Here is a 15,767-nt window from a genome sequence, read left to right as displayed (position 1 = left end):
AGGGTCTCAGACGCCCTGGCGCATGGCGCGGTTGCCGAGATACAGGCCGATCGCGGCCGTCGCGCAGGCGGCGGCGGTGCCGTAGAGGATCGAGGGGCTCGTCAGGTTCCCGGCGAAGAGGGCTCGCTGCGCGTCCACGATGTACGTGACCGGGTTGACGTACCCGAGCACGCGTAGCCAGCCAGGGGCCGTCTCCAGGGGGAGCAGCACCCCGGACAGGAGCAGCAGCGGGAAGAGGATCGACTGGCTGACGACGTAGAAGAGCGTGCCGCCGGGCGCGGACTTGATGGCCAGGACGAACGAGAGCGAGCCCAGGCCGACGCCGAACACGACCAGCTGGGCCAGGGCCGCCAGGACGCCCGCCGCGTGCAGGTCGAAGCCGAGGGGGAGGGCCAGGAGGATGATCAGGACGGCCTGCACCAGCAGGACCACCATGGCCTTCATGGTCCGGCCCACCAGCATCGCCGTGCGGTTCAGCGGGGTGACCAGCATGCGCTCCATCGAGCCGCCGATCAGCTCCACCAGCAGCGCGTAGCCGGCGCCCATGGGGCCGGTCAGGCACATCATGACCAGGATCCCCGGCACGAACCACTGCCACGACGACCCGACGGCACCGTCGAGCTGCGACCCGAACAGGAAGAGGAAGAGCAGCGGCTGGCCCATCTCGAAGAGCAGGGTGACGGGCTCGCGTACGGCCGGCTTGACCTCGCGGGAGAAAACGGTGGCGGTGTCACGCAGGAATGTCGTCATCGGTGAGGCTTCTCCCGGTAAGAGCGAGGAACACGTCGTCGAGGGTCGGACGGGCGGTCTCGGCGGCGGTGACCTTGATGCCGGCGCCGTCCAGGGTGCGGAGGTGGTCGGGGAGGGCGGCGGCCGCGTTGGGGACGCGAAGGCGCACGGTCGTGCCGTCGGCGGTGCCTCCGCCGAGGTCGGCCGCCCGGCGGGCCTCCTCCTCCGTGCTGGTGGTGATCGTGATGTGGTCGCCGGCGAGGTCGTTCTTGAGCTGCCCGGCGGTGCCGTCCGCGATGATCCGGCCGTTGTCGATGATCACCACGCGCTCGGCCATACTGTCGGCCTCCTCCAGGTAGTGGGTGGTCAGGAACAACGTCGTCCCGTACGTCTCCCGCAGCCGGAGGATGTGCTGCCAGATGTCCGCGCGGCTCTTCGGATCGAGGCCGGTCGAGGGCTCGTCCAGGAAGAGCAGGTCGGGGCGGTGGATGAGGCCGAGCGCGATGTCCAGGCGGCGGCGCTGGCCGCCCGAGAGCGTGCCGGGCCGCCGCCGGGCCAGCGGCTCGAGGTCGAGCAGGCCGAGCAGCTCGTCGGCGCGGGCGGCCGCCTCCCTGGTGCCGAGGCCGTAGCAGCGGCCCTGGGTGACGAGCTCGTCGCGGACGAGGAAGCCCTCTCCCGCGCTGTTGCGCTGGCCCACGTACCCGATGCGGGCGCGCACGCCCGCCGGGTCCCTGGCCACGTCGCTGCCCGCCACCGTGGCGGTGCCCGAGCTGGGCGGCAGGAGAGTGGTGAGCATGCGCAGCGTGGTGGATTTCCCCGCGCCGTTCGGGCCGAGGAAGGCGACGAGCTGGCCCGCCTCCACATCCAGGTCGATGCCGCGTACGGCCTCCACCCTCTCCTTCTTGACTTTGAACACTCGGGTCAGTCCCCGGGCATGGATCATGGTCGCCCTCCTGCGGGCATGGCGAAGAAACCCCTGGTCGGGGGCGCGATTGAGGATCGATCCCAGTTTGTGCAGCTGAAATCGGGTTTGGCAAACGCGAACATGACATTCATAAACGCCCCTGACCTGCGGAAACCCCGTCTGTCGGCGTCGCCTTCGACGGCCAATTTCAGGGGCTTGAAGTGCGGTTTTCCCGTTGCCCGGAAGAATCTCCGCCGTTTCTGGCGGCATGCTGGGTCGGTGTGCCGACCGGTGGTGCTGGTGAACGGGATGCCGGGAGCAGGGAGGACCACGCTCGCGCGAGCGCTGGGACGGGCGCCCCCGGCGCCGCTGCGGCCGGTGGTGCTCGCCGGGCTGGAGCGGGCCGGTCTATTGCGTCGATACGTCGAAAGCAGTTGATATCTCGGGACTTGCGGAATTGTGTGTGGCTCCGCAATGATCTGCCGCGTGAAACGTCTGTGGTTATTCGCGATAATTCCCGTTTTGGGGATCGGCGGGGTCGCCGAAGCGGCCGATGGCGTTCCCGGGGTCGACGTCAGTAACTGGACGGGCGACGTCGACTGGGAGACCGTGACCTCGGGGGGCGGCAAGTTCGCGTTCGTCCAGGCCACCGAGGGGACGAACTACCGGAACCCGCGTTTCGACGCGCAGTACGGCGGCGCCGCGAACGCGGGGCTGATCCGGGGCGCATATCACTTTGCGCAACCACACGAGTCCGACGGGACCACCCAGGCCGACTATTTCCTCCAGAACGGCGGCAACTGGAGCAGCGACGGCCAAACACTCCCGGGAGTGCTCGATATCGAGGACAACCCGTACAAGGACAAGAACGGCAAGAACAACTGCTACGACCTGTCCCCCGAGGACATGGTGACGTGGATCAAGGACTTCACCAAGAAGTACCGCCAGGCGACCGGCCGCCACGCGATCATCTACACCACCACGAGCTGGTGGCAGACGTGCACCGGCAACTCCGACAAGTTCAGGTCCAACCCGCTCTGGATCGCCCGCTGGGGCGACGACCCCGGCGAGCTGCCGAAGAGCTGGAAGAGGCACACGTTCTGGCAGTCGGCGGAGAAGGGCACGCTGGCCGGCGGCCAGAACTCGTTCAACGGCTCGGAGTCCCAGCTGAAGGAGCTGGCCAACCCGCCGGCCGAGGTGACGGTCTCAGGGGCGGCCCGGAGCAGGAAGACGTACACGGTGACCGTCTCGAACACTGGGCCGCACCCGGTCAAGGACGTCAAGGTGTCGGGGCGGACGTTCGGCGGGCAGCGCGTGGTGAAGGCGCCCGGGTGCAAGTTCAGCGGTACGGCGGTGCTCTGCCAGGTCGCGGAGCTGGCCCGGGACAAGAAGGTGACGTTCACGATCACCACCAAGCCGTCCCGGCCGAAGGGCACGGTCGGGATGAACGTCACGGTGGGGTCGGTGCAGCTCACCCTCAAGGCCAGATAAACCCTGATAGACCGGATAAAGCACTATAAATCGACATAAGGCAGGATGATTCCTGGGAGCCATGGAGAGCTGTCGGGGGTCGGGATGAGGCGGTGGCGGTCGGCGGCCGTGGCGACGGTGCTGGTCCTGACGGCCGTCACGGCCTCCGTGCCGCTCGGGCTGTACGTGTCGCGGAACATCGTGCGGATCGCGTACGAGATCGAGCAGCGCGGGATCGTGTACTCGTGGGGCGGCGGCCACGACGCCGAGCCCGGACCCTCGAACGGGACCTGCGAGGGCTACCACGGCCGGATCAGGCCCTGTCCGGCCGCGCGGACGCGCGGGCTCGACTGCTCGGGGTTCGCGCGGTGGGTGTACGCGATGGCGCACGGCTCGGACGTGCTGGGGCCCGGGAACACCAATGACCACGTGCGGCGGATGCGCCGGGTGGTGACGGCCATACCGGGAGATCTGGTCTTCTTCGGCAAAGTCACCAAAAAGGGCGTTAAAACTCGCCATGTAGGCATCTATCTCGGCGGCGGGAAGATGATGGACGCCCCCGAGACCGGCGCCGTGGTCCGCGTCGACGACATCGCGCGAAGGAAGGACTTCGCGGGCTTCTACCGGCTCTGAACCGATTCGGTATGTCTGTAACGCCTGTGGCGTGGCGAAAATTGAGAGACCCGGCGGCTACTCTGTGCCGCTATGGACAGGCGATGGGTCGGCCTCGACGGCTACGAGGTCGTGGGCGTGATGCGTGCCGGGCGGCAGGTGCTGCGGGTGCGCCGGCATGGGCAGGTGGTCGCCGACTGCACCTCTGTCGCGCAGGTGGCCAGGCACGTCGACCTGGCGGATCTGTGCGAAGTCGTCGAGCTGCCCCTGTGGCGGCGGGCCGGGGAGCACGCGGAGGCCCGAACGAGTTCGCATCATCGGTGAGTGCCGTGTATGGTTACACCTGTCCGCAGCGCCGGACAGGCCCCTATAGCTCAGTCGGCAGAGCGTCTCCATGGTAAGGAGAAGGTCAACGGTTCGATTCCGTTTGGGGGCTCTTATCGTGAGCAAGGAAAACGCCCGCTCTGAGAGATCTCGGAGGCGGGCGTTTCGCGTTGAGCGCGACTCTGGTGCGATGGGACCGCGAGATCGCCGACATCACGCCGGCCTCCTCGCTCATCCTCGGAGCCGCGCTCTACTCCACCGTCGCGCTCTGGCCGGCAGGGGCTGATGCCTCCGCCGTTCCGGATACGGGCTTTCACGCGACCGTGACAGCGGACCCGCCCAACCCCACCCCGTACCAGCTGTCCTACGGCAGAGGATTCGAGGACGCCGTCGCGAGATACTGCAAACCCGCATAGCGGGAGGGTGACGATCGGGCCCCGCCATCTCGAATGTGGGGCCTGATCGCTGCTACGCTGACCATCGCCATGGCTTGAGGTGACCCGGGCCGTTCGGGGGTGGACGGCGACGGGGTGGTTAATGGATTTCGGTTGTCGGGGGTTCCTGAGGCATACTGGGAGCACCCCACCCGTTCGGGCGAGTTACGAATGTGCTCGCCGCGTCGGGTATCCTCTACGGGGCTGGGATCCTTACCGGCCCAAAGGCGGAGTAGCTCAGTCAGGCAGAGCAAACGGCTCATAATCGTTGTGTCGCCGGTTCAAGTCCGGCCTCCGCTACTGCCCATCCCCAGGTCGACCGACCTGGGTACGGGCGTGTCCATGTCCCGAACGTAGAAAGGCACTCCCAAGTGGCTGCCACCGACGTTAGGCCGAAGATCACGCTGGCCTGCCAGGAGTGCAAGCACCGCAACTACATCACGCGGAAGAACCGGCGCAACGACCCGGATCGGCTTGAGCTGAAGAAGTACTGCCCCAACTGCCGCTGCCACCGCGCGCACCGCGAGACCCGATAGGTCTCCGAAGAGGGCTTCTCGTCCTTCATATCGCACAACCGGCGTCCTGCCACAGGGCGCCGGTTTGTCGTGTCTGCGCGAGGGCGAGCCGCCTGGCAAAAACCCGATAATCAGCGGCGACAGCCGAACCTTGTTCTGTTACCGTCGGCCTCGGCAGCGCTCGTCAGGAGAACACGCGAGGGAGCACTGATGGCCTTGAACCGTGACTTCGTGGGCAGGACCTATCCGCCCAGTCCCCCGTACGAGGTCAGCCGGGTGAAGATCAGAGAGTTCGCGGCCGCCATCGGCGACAACAACCCGCTCTACCGCGACAGGGAGGCCGCCCAGGCCGCGGGCTATCCCGACGTGATCGCGCCGCCGACGTTCCCCATCGTGTTCAGCCTGCAGAGCGGCGGTGAGGCGCTCGTGGATCCCGACCTCGGGCTCAACCTCGCCATGGTGGTCCACGGCGAGCAGCGCTTCGAGTACGTGCGGCCGGTGTGCGCCGGCGACCAGCTGGTCATGACCGCCATGATCACCGACATCCGCACGGCGGGGCGGAACGAGCTGCTGACGGTCAGGAGCGACGTGACGACCGTCGAGGGCGAGCCGGTCTGCGTGACCTACAACACGATCGTCGAGCGCGGAGGGGCCGGTTGAGATGACCGCCACGGTGAAGTACGACGAGGTCGAGGTCGGGCACGAGATCCCGGCCGTGGACTACAGCGTGCGCCGGCTCAACCTGGTGATGTACGCCGGGGCTTCCGGGGACTTCAACCAGATCCACTGGAACGAGCGGTTCGCCAAGATGGTGGGGCTGCCCGACGTGATCGCGCACGGGATGTACACGATGGCGCAGGCCGGGCGGTTCGTCACCGATTGGGTCGGGGATCCGGGAGCGATCGTGGACTTCGGGGTGCGGTTCTCCTCGATGGTGGTCGTACCCGACGACGATCAGGGGGCGACCGTCACGGTGAGCGGGGTGGTGGAGGAGAAGCTCGAGGACAAGCGGGTGGTCGTCGGGCTCACCGCCAGGTCGGGCGACGCGCAGGTGCTGTCCAAGGCCCGGGCGGTGGTCCAGCTGTCCTGACCGGGGGTGATATTCCGGGCGGGTCCCGGGTAGCGCGTTTACTCATGAGTGAAGCTGCGCGACAAGTCTGGCCCACGGTCCGATCGATTCCGGTCTCCGCCGTGACCGATGCCAAGCCACCCGCCCACCTGCGGCCCGTGCGGGCCGAGCAGGTGGCGGGGAGCACCGGCACCGGGCGGGACACGGCGGGTGGCACAAGTGCCGAGACCGAGCCCGGTACGAGTTCCCAGGTTGGGGGCGCGACCGGGGTCGGCACGGCGGGTGTGCGGCCCAGAGGGACGCACGCTCAGGCCAATCCCGCTGCCGAGCTGGGCTTCTCGGGAGACCCCGGCCAGCACGGCGACACGGGTGAGGCCATGCTGCACGCCCAGCGCACCTGGGACGGCACGCTGGCCACCAACCGCCTCGACGCCCTCGGCGTCAACCTGGAACGCCAGCGCATGGAGACCAAGGATGTCACCGTCAGCGTGAGCATCCTGGTCGACGGCCGGCCCCTGGACGTCAGGAAGAGCGTGCAGTCGGTCATCGACCACACGAACGCTCGCGTGCTCGCCCTCGACCTGGGCAACATCCAGGGCGCGGGTGACGTGCTGGACGAGCTGGCCGACCGCCATCCGGACCGGATCGCCGTATGGCACGTCGCCGAGTCGCCGCACTGGCGAGGGGGCACGGCGACCTGGGGCGAGTGCCGTACCAAGCTGCTGCGGCTCGACGAGGCGGAGGTGCACGTCCTCATGGAGGCGGACGTCGTGCTGCACGGCGACGCGCTGACCCCGCTGGTCGCGGCCGTCGCGGACGGCGCTGTGGCGGCGGGGCGGCAGGGCCTGGAGCTCGTGGAGGGCGACTGGCGGCAGGCGACGGGGAAGGTGCGGGCGCTCACCGGGGAGCTCATGGCGGTACGCCGGTCCGCGGCGCTGGGCGCGCTGCCCGAGGACGCCAACTACGGCAGGAACGCCGATCTGGAGCTCTCGCTCGCCCTCCACGGAGACCTGATCGTCCCCGAGGAGCCCCTGCCGGTGGAGCGCCTGGAATCCCACGACATCGACCCGGACTATGAGGAGCGGGAGTCAAGGAGGAACTACGACGCCGTGCTTCATCTACTGGGCACCTCATAAGCTAGTTGCCCATGGAGATGCTCGCGCCGTATACGACGCTGCGCCTTGGCGGCCCCGCCCGTGATTTCGCCGAAGCAACGACGGCGGAGCACCTCGTGTCCCTGGTGGCCGAGGCGGACCGGAAGGCGCTCCCCACCCTGGTGCTCGGCGGAGGCAGCAACGTCGTCGTGTCCGACGAGGGGTTCGACGGGCTGGTCATCAAGGTCTCGACCCAGGGGGTGGCCGTCTCGCGCGACGGCGAGCAGGCGGTGATCACGGTCGAGGCTGGGGAGGACTGGGATCGTCTGGTGGCCCGCGCCGTGGCGGAGGGCTGGTCGGGCATCGAGTGCATGTCGGGCATCCCCGGGCTGGTCGGCTCGACGCCGATCCAGAACGTCGGCGCGTACGGGCAGGAGGTTGCCCAGACCATCCGCTGCGTGCGTGCCTACGACCGCCGCACCAGGCAGGTGGTGGACCTGGAGGCCCGGCAGTGCGGGTTCTCCTACCGTGACAGCGCCTTCAAGCGCGACCTGGAGCGGTATGTGGTGCTGGCGGTGACGTACGCGCTGGATATTTCGGAAATGTCCGGCCCGGTGGCGTACGAGGAGCTGGCCGGGCGGCTGGGCACCGAGGCCGGCGGCCGGGTGCCGCTCGCGCGGGCCCGTGAGGCGGTGCTGGCGCTGCGGCGCGGCAAGGGCATGGTGCTCGACCCCGACGATCCCGACACGCGCAGCGCCGGGTCGTTCTTCACCAACCCGATCCTCTCGCCCGAGGAGGCGGAGGAGCTGGCGGTCCGCGCCCCCGGGCACCCGCGCTGGGAGCTGTCCGACGGGTCCGTCAAGGTGCCCGCCGCGTGGCTGATCGAGCAGGCGGGCTACCCCAAGGGGTACGAACGCGGGCCCGTACGCATCTCCACCAAGCACACGCTCGCGCTGACCAACCCCGACGGCGCCGCCACCACCGGCGACCTGCTCGCCCTGGCCAGGGAGGTCAGGGACGGGGTGCGGGAGAAGTTCGGCGTCACGCTGGTCAACGAGCCCGTGCTGGTCGGGTGCTCCCTGGCGGAGTAGGCGCCCGGAGTAGGTGCCCGGAATAGGCCCTCTGCGCGGGCTGTTATGGTTGGTTGGAATTACCCGAAGGGGAGTAGTCCCAAATCGCGTGATCGACACACTGGCGCTTCCCCGCGCCCGGTCACGCGGGCCTTCACGGGCGGACGAGACCTTCGGCCTGGTAGCCATCTGACAAGACGCTGCCGGGCCGAAGACGTGCCCGAAAACTCCCCGGGTTCCCGCCTCCGGCCCAGGCCGCGCGGAAGAGGATCGTTTGGAAGCCTTCTGGATCAGTCTCGCCGCCATTTTCGTGGCCGAGCTCGGTGACAAGAGCCAGCTCATGGCGATGACGTTCGCGACCCGTTTCAAGATCTGGCCCGTGCTCGCGGGCATCACGATCGCCACGACCGTCGTGCACCTGCTCAGCGTCGCCGTGGGCGGCCTCATCGGGACCGCGCTGCCGACGACGGCCATCTCGGTGGTGGCGGGCGTGGCCTTTCTCGGGTTCGCGGTCTGGACGTTGCGCGGCGACGAGCTGACCGAGGACGAGTCGAAGAAGGCCCAGCGCACCACCAGGAACGCCCTGGTCGCGGTGACCGTGGCGTTCTTCCTGAGCGAGCTGGGCGACAAGACCATGCTGGCCACGATCACGCTGGCGACGCAGCACGGCTGGCTCGGCACGTGGATCGGCTCGACCGTCGGCATGGTGGCGGCGGACGCGCTGGCCATCCTGGTCGGGCGGCTGCTCGGCAAGCACCTGCCGGAGAAGTTCATCCGGTACGGTGCCGCGGCGGCGTTCGCGGTGTTCGGCGTCGTGCTGCTGGTCGAGGCCCTCGTCTAGCGAGGGCCTGTCAGGAGGACAGCAGGGACAGCCGGTGGGCCGCGGCGGCGGCCTCGCCCCGGGTGGTGACGCCGAGCTTGGCCAGGATGTTGGACACGTGCACGCTCACCGTCTTGGCCGAGATGAACAGCTCGGTCGCGATGTCCCGGTTGGTCCTCCCCTGGGTCACCAGCCGCAGCACCTCCAGCTCGCGCGGCGTCAGCAGGTCCGAAGGCTCCTGTGCCGGCTGAACCCCGCCCACCCGCCGCGACAGGGACTCGATCTCCTCGATCAGCGGGGTCGCGCGCAGGGCCTGAGCCAGCGGGAGCGCCACCTTCAGCCGGGCCGCGGCGCCTTCGCGGTCGCCCCCGCGGGCGGCCACGGTGGCCGCGCGCAGCAGGGCCTTGGACTGGTTGTGCGGGCGGCTGAGCCGCTCCCAGGCCTCCGCCGCGGCGTCGAAGTCGCCGTTGTAGGCGAGCCGGTACGCCTGCGCGACCGGGCCGATGACGGTCAGCTCGGCCGCCACCCCGGCGGCGTGCTCGCGTACCGTCGCCGTCCTGGCGGGCTCGGTGGCCTCGGCGGCGTCGCAGACCACGCGGAGCAGGGCGAGCAGCCGCCAGCTGAGCATGGCCTTGCTCGACTGCCGGGGGTGGGCCAGCACCCGCTCGGCCACGGCCAGCGCGGACGCCGGCTCGCCCCGGAACAGGTGCCAGCCGATGTGCAGGCGGGCGTTGCTGATGATGTCCTGGACGAACTCCTCGGGACGGTCCTTCAGCACGCCGACCTCGGACAGGATGCTCTCGACGAGCTCCACCTCGCCCCTGGCCAGCGCGATGTCGGCGCGCACGCGCAGCATGGCGTGTCTGTGGCGCAGGGCGGGCCCGTGGCTGAGCGCGCCTTCGAGGATCTCGATGGCCTCGTCCCAGCGGCCGAGCGACTCCAGCACCTCGGCCCAGTTGTTCTTGATGAACAGGCCGCTGCCGCGCAGCCTGCCGTATTTCTTGGCCAGCTTCCAGCCGTGCTTGGCCAGGCGCAGCGCGTCCTCGTGGCGGCCCACGTCGATCAGCGAGTCGATGTTGTTGGCGATCGCTCTCGTGATCAGGCGGGCCGACTCCTTCGCCATGCCGATCTCCATGGCCTGCTCGTTGAGGGCGATCGTGGTCTCGATCTCGCCGTTGAGCGAGTGACCGAGCGCCAGGTTCATCAGCAGGTCGGCTTCGAGGCAACGGTCGCCGTGCTCCCTGACCAGGCGCAGGCCCTCGGCGATCAGCTCGCTCGCCTCGGCCACCTCGCCTCTCAGCATGAGGTGGCGGCTCAGCACCGCGACGACGTCGGCCCGGTCGAGGCCGTTCTCGGGCACGAGCTCGAGGGCGTGCCTGAGATCGGCGATGACGCCCAGCTGGCTCTTGGAGTTCTTGAACGCCACGCCGCGCACGATGAGCCGCGCGACGCGCGCCGGCTGCTCGCTCTCGTCGAGCTCCGCCAGGGCGGCCTTGACGAACTTGGCGCCCTTGTCCGCGTCGCCGCCGGCGTTCGCGGCCTCGGAGGCCCGTTCCAGCACGGCGGTGTGGTCGGCGCCGATGAGCTCGGCCGCGTCGGGCACCCGGTCCCAGAGCATGAGGACGCGTTCGAGCAGCGGGACGGCCTCGGTGTAGGCGAACGCCTTGAACGACTTCTGCGCCGCCTCCCAGGCGGAGATCAGTGCCCAGGTGTCGTTGCGGGCTCCGTACCAGTGGTGTGCGATCTCGACGGCGGCGCGGCCGGGCGGGACGAGCCCGCGGTCCTTGGAGATCTCCTCGGCGAACCTGGCGTGCAGGCGCTGGTGCTCGCCGGGCAGCAGCTCGTCGTGCACGGCCTCGCGGATGAGGGAGTGCCTGAAGACGTACGCGCGGTTGTCGGCGATCTGCAGGACGTTGCGCGCGATGGCGGGGCGCAGCGCGCTCTCCAGCTCGACGTCGGACAGGCCGCTCACGGCGGCCAGCAGCTGGTGGCCGACCCGGATGCCGCCGGCGGCGGCCACGCGCAGCACGCGCTGGGTCTCCTCCGGCAGCCGTTCGACGGAGCTGAGAATGAGGTCCTGCATGGACTCGGGGAACGCGCAGTCGATGCCGCACTCCAGCAGGGCCTCCACGAACAGCGGGATGCCCTCGCTGCGCTCGTAGACCTTGATGGCCTCGCCGTACTCGGGGACCTTGCCGAGGATGCCGGCCATCTGCTGGGCGACCTCGTCCCTCGACAGGCGGGGGAGGTCGAGCCGGTGCACGCCGTTGACCCTGCCGAGCTCGGCCAGGACCGGCCGGAGGGGGTGCTGGCGGTGCAGGTCGTCGGAGCGGTAGGTCATCACGATCAGCACCTGCGGGGCGTGCAGGTTGCGGCTGAGGAAGGCGATGAGGTCGCGGCTGGACCTGTCGGCCCAGTGGATGTCCTCGATGATGAGGACGGTGGGACGGGCGTAGGCGAGGCGTTCGAGAAGGGTGAGGAACTGCTCGAAGAGCCGGGCGCGTCCGGCGTCGGTCTCCCCGTCGCCGCTGGGCTCGCCGAACTCGGGCAGCAGCCGGGCGAGATCGCGCTCGGCCCCGCCGGGCAGCAGCGCGGCGACGGCGGCAGGGCCCTGCTCTCTGACGAGCTGCCGGAGCGCGGCGGTGAACGGCGCATAGGCCAGGCCCTCGGTGGACAGCTCCACACACGCGCCGAACAGCACGTGTGCGCCGCCGGCCTGGCACTGCTCGGCGAAACGCTGGACGAGCCTGGTCTTGCCGACTCCGGCCTCACCGCCCAGCAGGACGGAGGTCACCGTCCCCTTACGTGCCTCGTCAAAGCTGTCAGACAGAGCCGCCAGCTCCTCTTCCCGCCCGACGAAGACGGGACTGACAGAACGTCCCCGCATGTCATCCAGCATGTCATGCCCGTTCGGTTGCTTTCGACGCTTTTATGGGTTTTACGGAGGCATCGAGGCCCGGCCACAAGGGAGATGGTGGCCGGGCTCTCGTGTGGTGGTCATGACGAACGGCGCTTGCCGAAGACCGAGCGGCGCTCGGACTTGTTGGCACGCTCGGCCTCTCGTACGCGCCGGTGGTCGGCGGCGGCCCTGTGGAGCTCGCTCATGTGGGTCTTCATGAGCTCGAACTCGATCTCGGGATGCATGGTGTTCTCCTGAAATTTCGTGCTTCTTGCTGACACCTTCAAGATTCGGGCTAAGGCCCCGCCTCCCACATCGGGTGGATGCCTTATCTCCGGTACGCGGATGGGTAGGACATGCCTAAGACCTGGGCGCAGGCCGCCTAAGGCGGTCCGGTTTGGAGCTCACGGGCCTGGTCGGCGATGCTGTGGTGGTGTCAACTGTGACTACCTCGCTCGCGGACGTCGCCTCGTCCGACGCGGCGCTGCGAGCTTTCCTGCACGGCCTGCCCGGGGTTGACCGGGTCGGCGCGGACCAGCGGGCGGCGATGCTGGGCACCCGTTCGATCAAGACCACGGCCAAGGCTCAGGCGATCGACCTGGCCATCTCCATGGTCGACCTGACGACCCTGGAAGGGGCGGACACGGCGGGCAAGGTGCGCGCGATGTGCACCAAAGCCGTGCGCCCCGGGGGCGGCGCTCCCCGGGTGGCGGCCGTGTGCGTCTATCCCGACCTGGTGGCGGTGGCCGCCGAGGCGGTGCGCGGCTCGGGGGTGAAGGTGGCCTCGGTGGCCACGGCCTTCCCCAGCGGCCGCTCCTCGCTGGAGGTCAAGGTGGCCGACACCGCGCTGGCGGTGGCGGCGGGCGCCGACGAGATCGACATGGTGATCGACCGGGGCGCGTTCCTGTCCGGCCGGTACCTGACGGTGTTCGAGGAGATCGTGGCGGTCAAGGCCGCGTGCGGTCCTGCGCATCTGAAGGTGATCCTGGAGACCGGTGAGCTGGCCACCTACGACAACGTGCGGCGGGCGTCGTGGCTGGCGATGCTGGCGGGCGCGGACTTCATCAAGACCTCCACCGGGAAGGTGGCGCCGGCGGCGACGCTGCCGGTGACGCTGATCATGCTGGAGGCGGTGCGGGACTTCCGCGAGGTGACCGGCCGGCAGGTGGGCGTGAAGCCGGCGGGCGGCATCCGCACGACCAAGGACGCGATCAAGAACCTGGTCCTGGTTCATGAGACGGCCGGTGATGACTGGCTGACTCCTGACTGGTTCCGGCTGGGCGCTTCCTCGCTGCTGAACGATCTGCTGATGCAGCGCGAGAAGCTGGCCACCGGCCGTTATGCCGGCCCCGACTACTTCACTCTGGACTGATGATGGCGATCTTCGAGTACGCACCCGCGCCCGAGTCGCGCGACATCGTCGACATCAAGCCGTCGTACGGGCTGTTCATCGACGGCGAGTTCGTCGACGGTTCCGGTGCTCCGTTCAAGACGATCAACCCGGCGACGGAGGAGACGCTGGCCGAGGTGGCCACCGCTTCCTCCGATGATGTGGATCGGGCGGTGCAGGCGGCGCGCAAGGCGTTCGGCCTCTGGAGCGGCCTGCCGGGGGCCGAGCGGGCCAAGTATCTGTTCCGGATCGCGCGCCTCATTCAGGAGCGGGCGCGCGAGCTGGCGGTGCTGGAGTCGCTGGACAACGGCAAGCCGATCCGCGAGTCGCGGGATGTGGACCTGCCGTTGGTGGCGGCGCATTTCTTCTACTACGCGGGCTGGGCCGACAAGCTGGAGTACGCGGGGTTCGGGAGCAAGCCGCTGGGGGTGGCCGGGCAGGTGATCCCGTGGAACTTCCCGCTGCTGATGCTGGCGTGGAAGATCGCTCCGGCGCTGGCCTGCGGGAACACGGTGGTGCTCAAACCGGCCGAGACGACGCCGCTGACCGCGCTGCTGTTCGCCGACATCTGCCGGCAGGCCGAGCTGCCGCCCGGGGTGGTGAACATCGTCACCGGCGCGGGCGAGACCGGCGCGGCGGTGGTGGGCCACCCCGATGTGGACAAGGTGGCTTTCACCGGTTCGACCGAGGTAGGGCGGATCATCGCCCGCGCGGTGGCGGGCACCGACAAGAAGCTGACCCTGGAGCTGGGCGGCAAGGCGGCCAACATCGTGTTCGAGGACGCCGCGATCGATCAGGCGGTGGAGGGGATCGTCAACGGGATCTTCTTCAACCAGGGGCATGTGTGCTGCGCCGGGTCGCGGCTGCTGGTCCAGGAGTCGATCCAGGACGAGCTGCTGGCCTCGCTCAAGCGCCGGCTGGCCACGCTGCGGGTGGGTGACCCGCTGGACAAGAACACCGATGTGGGCGCGATCAACTCCGCCGAGCAGCTCGCCAAGATCCGCGAGCTGTCGCAGATCGGTGAGTCGGAAGGGGCCGAGCGCTGGTCTCCTGCGTGTGAGCTGCCCGAGCGGGGGTTCTGGTTCCCGCCGACCCTCTTCTCCGGGGTCGCGCAGTCGCACACCATCGCCCGGGACGAGATCTTCGGGCCGGTGCTGTCCGTGCTGACCTTCCGCACGCCCGCCGAGGCGGTGGAGAAGGCCAACAACACCCCGTACGGGCTGTCGGCCGGCATCTGGACCGAGAAGGGCTCGCGCATCCTGTGGATGGCCGACAAGCTGCGGGCCGGGGTCGTGTGGGCCAACACGTTCAACAAGTTCGACCCCGCCTCCCCGTTCGGCGGCTACAAGGAGTCGGGCTACGGCCGCGAGGGCGGGTTGCACGGGCTGGAGGCGTACCTTGATGTGTGATCATCGCCGTCCCCGTCGCGCCGAGCGGCGGGCGCAGGCCACCAGGGGCCACGCCTTCGCCCGGGCCGGGCGGCCCGTCCGCACCGGCTGGTACGCCCACCGCTGCGGCGTGAGCCGGTGCGGCCAGGTCTTCGTGCCGGTCCAGATGTCGCAGGAGTCCACGTGGAGAGGGCGGGGCGATGAGTAGGTTGTCCGTCAGAAAGACCTACAAGCTGTACATCGGAGGGGCGTTCCCGCGCTCGGAGAGTGGGAGGTCCTACCCTGTGACCTCGGCCAAGGGCGAGTTCCTCGCCAACGCGTCCCGTGCTTCCCGCAAGGACGCCCGAGACGCCGTGGTGGCCGCGCGCAAGGCCTTCCCCGGCTGGTCGGGCGCGACGCCGTACAACAGGGGGCAGATCCTCTACCGCGTCGCCGAGATGCTGGAGGGCCGTCGCGGCCAGTTCGCCGACGAGCTCGGCGGCGGCAAGAAGGCGGCGCTGGAGCAGGTGGACGCCGCCGTCGACCGGCTCGTCTGGTACGCGGGCTGGTCCGACAAGATCGCCGCGGTGCACGGGGCGGCCAACCCGGTCGCGGGCCCGTACTTCAACCTGTCCTCGCCCGAGCCGACCGGCGTGGTGGCCGTGATCGCGCCCGCCGATCCGCTGCTCGGGCTGGTCTCGGTGGTGGCGCCCGTGATCGTGACGGGCAATACCTGCGTCGTCGTGGCGTCCGAGCCCGCGCCGCTCGCGTCGATCACGCTGGCCGAGGTTCTGGCCACGTCCGACCTGCCGGGCGGCGTCGTGAACGTCCTCACCGGCCACCAGGCCGAGCTGGCGCCCTGGCTGGCGGCGCACATGGATGTCAACGCGCTCGACCTGACCGGGGTCGAGGACGCCGACCTGGCGCTGAGCTGCGAGCAGGCGGCGGCCGAGAACCTCAAGCGCGTCCTGCGCCCCTCCCGGGAGGACTGGGCGGCCGATCCAGGGACCGGCCGGATGACCCGGTTCCTGGAGACCAAGACGGTCTGGCATCCGGTCGGGATCTGAGCC

At 69.3% G+C, this 15,767-nt stretch carries 18 protein-coding genes and 2 tRNA genes; 16 read left to right on the top strand and 4 right to left on the bottom strand.

What is annotated here, in order from left to right; translation table 11 throughout:
* Positions 1-6 precede the first annotated feature (6 nt).
* Complete coding sequence (locus AB0H84_RS01890; protein WP_357596654.1) at positions 7-750, bottom strand: ABC transporter permease; 744 nt, start codon at positions 748-750, stop codon at positions 7-9.
* The gene (locus AB0H84_RS01885) at positions 731-1,672 is read right to left on the bottom strand and encodes an ATP-binding cassette domain-containing protein (protein WP_357596651.1); all 942 of its coding nucleotides are present in this window, start codon (positions 1,670-1,672) and stop codon (positions 731-733) included. The genes AB0H84_RS01890 and AB0H84_RS01885 overlap by 20 nt, the downstream gene beginning before the upstream one ends.
* Positions 1,673-2,155: 483 nt before the next feature.
* Here AB0H84_RS01885 and AB0H84_RS01880 point away from each other — a divergent pair, with 483 nt between their 5' ends.
* From AB0H84_RS01880 to AB0H84_RS01825, 12 genes are all read left to right on the top strand, one after another.
* On the top strand, positions 2,156-3,124 hold the full coding sequence (locus AB0H84_RS01880; RefSeq protein WP_357596648.1) for a GH25 family lysozyme: 969 nt from the start codon (positions 2,156-2,158) through the stop codon (positions 3,122-3,124).
* A gap of 84 nt (positions 3,125-3,208) precedes the next feature.
* Entirely contained in the window at positions 3,209-3,736 is a 528-nt protein-coding gene (locus AB0H84_RS01875; protein ID WP_357596645.1) for an NlpC/P60 family protein, read from the top strand.
* Positions 3,737-3,808: 72 nt separating this feature from the next.
* Complete coding sequence (locus AB0H84_RS01870) at positions 3,809-4,039, top strand: transposase (RefSeq protein WP_357596642.1); 231 nt, start codon at positions 3,809-3,811, stop codon at positions 4,037-4,039.
* Between the two features lie 39 nt (positions 4,040-4,078).
* Positions 4,079-4,151, top strand: a tRNA-Thr gene (locus AB0H84_RS01865).
* Between the two features lie 58 nt (positions 4,152-4,209).
* Positions 4,210-4,455, top strand: coding sequence for a hypothetical protein (locus tag AB0H84_RS01860; protein WP_357596640.1), 246 nt, complete (start codon positions 4,210-4,212; stop codon positions 4,453-4,455).
* A 244-nt stretch (positions 4,456-4,699) separates the two neighbouring features.
* A tRNA-Met gene (locus AB0H84_RS01855) sits at positions 4,700-4,773 on the top strand.
* Between the two features lie 71 nt (positions 4,774-4,844).
* On the top strand, positions 4,845-5,009 hold the full coding sequence (gene rpmG / locus AB0H84_RS01850; RefSeq protein ID WP_019632658.1) for a 50S ribosomal protein L33: 165 nt from the start codon (positions 4,845-4,847) through the stop codon (positions 5,007-5,009).
* A gap of 189 nt (positions 5,010-5,198) precedes the next feature.
* Positions 5,199-5,648, top strand: a complete 450-nt coding sequence (locus AB0H84_RS01845) for a MaoC family dehydratase N-terminal domain-containing protein (protein ID WP_357596637.1) — start codon at positions 5,199-5,201, stop codon at positions 5,646-5,648.
* 1 nt (position 5,649) lies between these two features.
* Positions 5,650-6,078, top strand: coding sequence for a MaoC family dehydratase (locus tag AB0H84_RS01840; RefSeq protein ID WP_357596634.1), 429 nt, complete (start codon positions 5,650-5,652; stop codon positions 6,076-6,078).
* 101 nt (positions 6,079-6,179) lie between these two features.
* Positions 6,180-7,193, top strand: a complete 1,014-nt coding sequence (locus tag AB0H84_RS01835; RefSeq protein ID WP_357596632.1) for a hypothetical protein — start codon at positions 6,180-6,182, stop codon at positions 7,191-7,193.
* A gap of 11 nt (positions 7,194-7,204) precedes the next feature.
* Complete coding sequence (locus tag AB0H84_RS01830; RefSeq protein ID WP_357596629.1) at positions 7,205-8,242, top strand: UDP-N-acetylmuramate dehydrogenase; 1,038 nt, start codon at positions 7,205-7,207, stop codon at positions 8,240-8,242.
* A 253-nt stretch (positions 8,243-8,495) separates the two neighbouring features.
* Positions 8,496-9,062: a TMEM165/GDT1 family protein gene (locus AB0H84_RS01825; protein ID WP_357596626.1), complete on the top strand. Its 567-nt coding sequence runs from the start codon at positions 8,496-8,498 to the stop codon at positions 9,060-9,062.
* A gap of 10 nt (positions 9,063-9,072) precedes the next feature.
* Here AB0H84_RS01825 and AB0H84_RS01820 read toward each other — a convergent pair whose 3' ends face one another.
* Both AB0H84_RS01820 and AB0H84_RS01815 read right to left on the bottom strand, forming a co-directional pair.
* Positions 9,073-11,928: an AAA family ATPase gene (locus AB0H84_RS01820; RefSeq protein WP_357596623.1), complete on the bottom strand. Its 2,856-nt coding sequence runs from the start codon at positions 11,926-11,928 to the stop codon at positions 9,073-9,075.
* A 110-nt stretch (positions 11,929-12,038) separates the two neighbouring features.
* Positions 12,039-12,185, bottom strand: a complete 147-nt coding sequence (locus AB0H84_RS01815) for a hypothetical protein (protein WP_357596621.1) — start codon at positions 12,183-12,185, stop codon at positions 12,039-12,041.
* Between the two features lie 197 nt (positions 12,186-12,382).
* Here AB0H84_RS01815 and deoC point away from each other — a divergent pair, with 197 nt between their 5' ends.
* The 4 genes from deoC to AB0H84_RS01795 are packed head-to-tail and all read left to right on the top strand — an operon-like array spanning position 12,383 to position 15,764.
* On the top strand, positions 12,383-13,312 hold the full coding sequence (gene deoC / locus AB0H84_RS01810) for a deoxyribose-phosphate aldolase (protein WP_357597879.1): 930 nt from the start codon (positions 12,383-12,385) through the stop codon (positions 13,310-13,312).
* Entirely contained in the window at positions 13,312-14,739 is a 1,428-nt protein-coding gene (locus AB0H84_RS01805) for an aldehyde dehydrogenase family protein (RefSeq protein WP_357596618.1), read from the top strand. Before deoC ends, AB0H84_RS01805 begins: the two co-directional genes overlap by 1 nt.
* Complete coding sequence (locus tag AB0H84_RS01800; protein ID WP_357596615.1) at positions 14,732-14,926, top strand: hypothetical protein; 195 nt, start codon at positions 14,732-14,734, stop codon at positions 14,924-14,926. The genes AB0H84_RS01805 and AB0H84_RS01800 overlap by 8 nt, the downstream gene beginning before the upstream one ends.
* On the top strand, positions 14,919-15,764 hold the full coding sequence (locus AB0H84_RS01795) for an aldehyde dehydrogenase family protein (RefSeq protein WP_357596612.1): 846 nt from the start codon (positions 14,919-14,921) through the stop codon (positions 15,762-15,764). Before AB0H84_RS01800 ends, AB0H84_RS01795 begins: the two co-directional genes overlap by 8 nt.
* The last annotated feature ends 3 nt before the right edge of the window (positions 15,765-15,767 follow it).

This window comes from Nonomuraea sp. NPDC050786, assembly GCF_040654115.1.
Classification (GTDB): domain Bacteria; phylum Actinomycetota; class Actinomycetes; order Streptosporangiales; family Streptosporangiaceae; genus Nonomuraea.
Note: the sequence above shows the minus strand (reverse complement) of the source record. Positions and strands in the feature narration are given on the sequence as shown.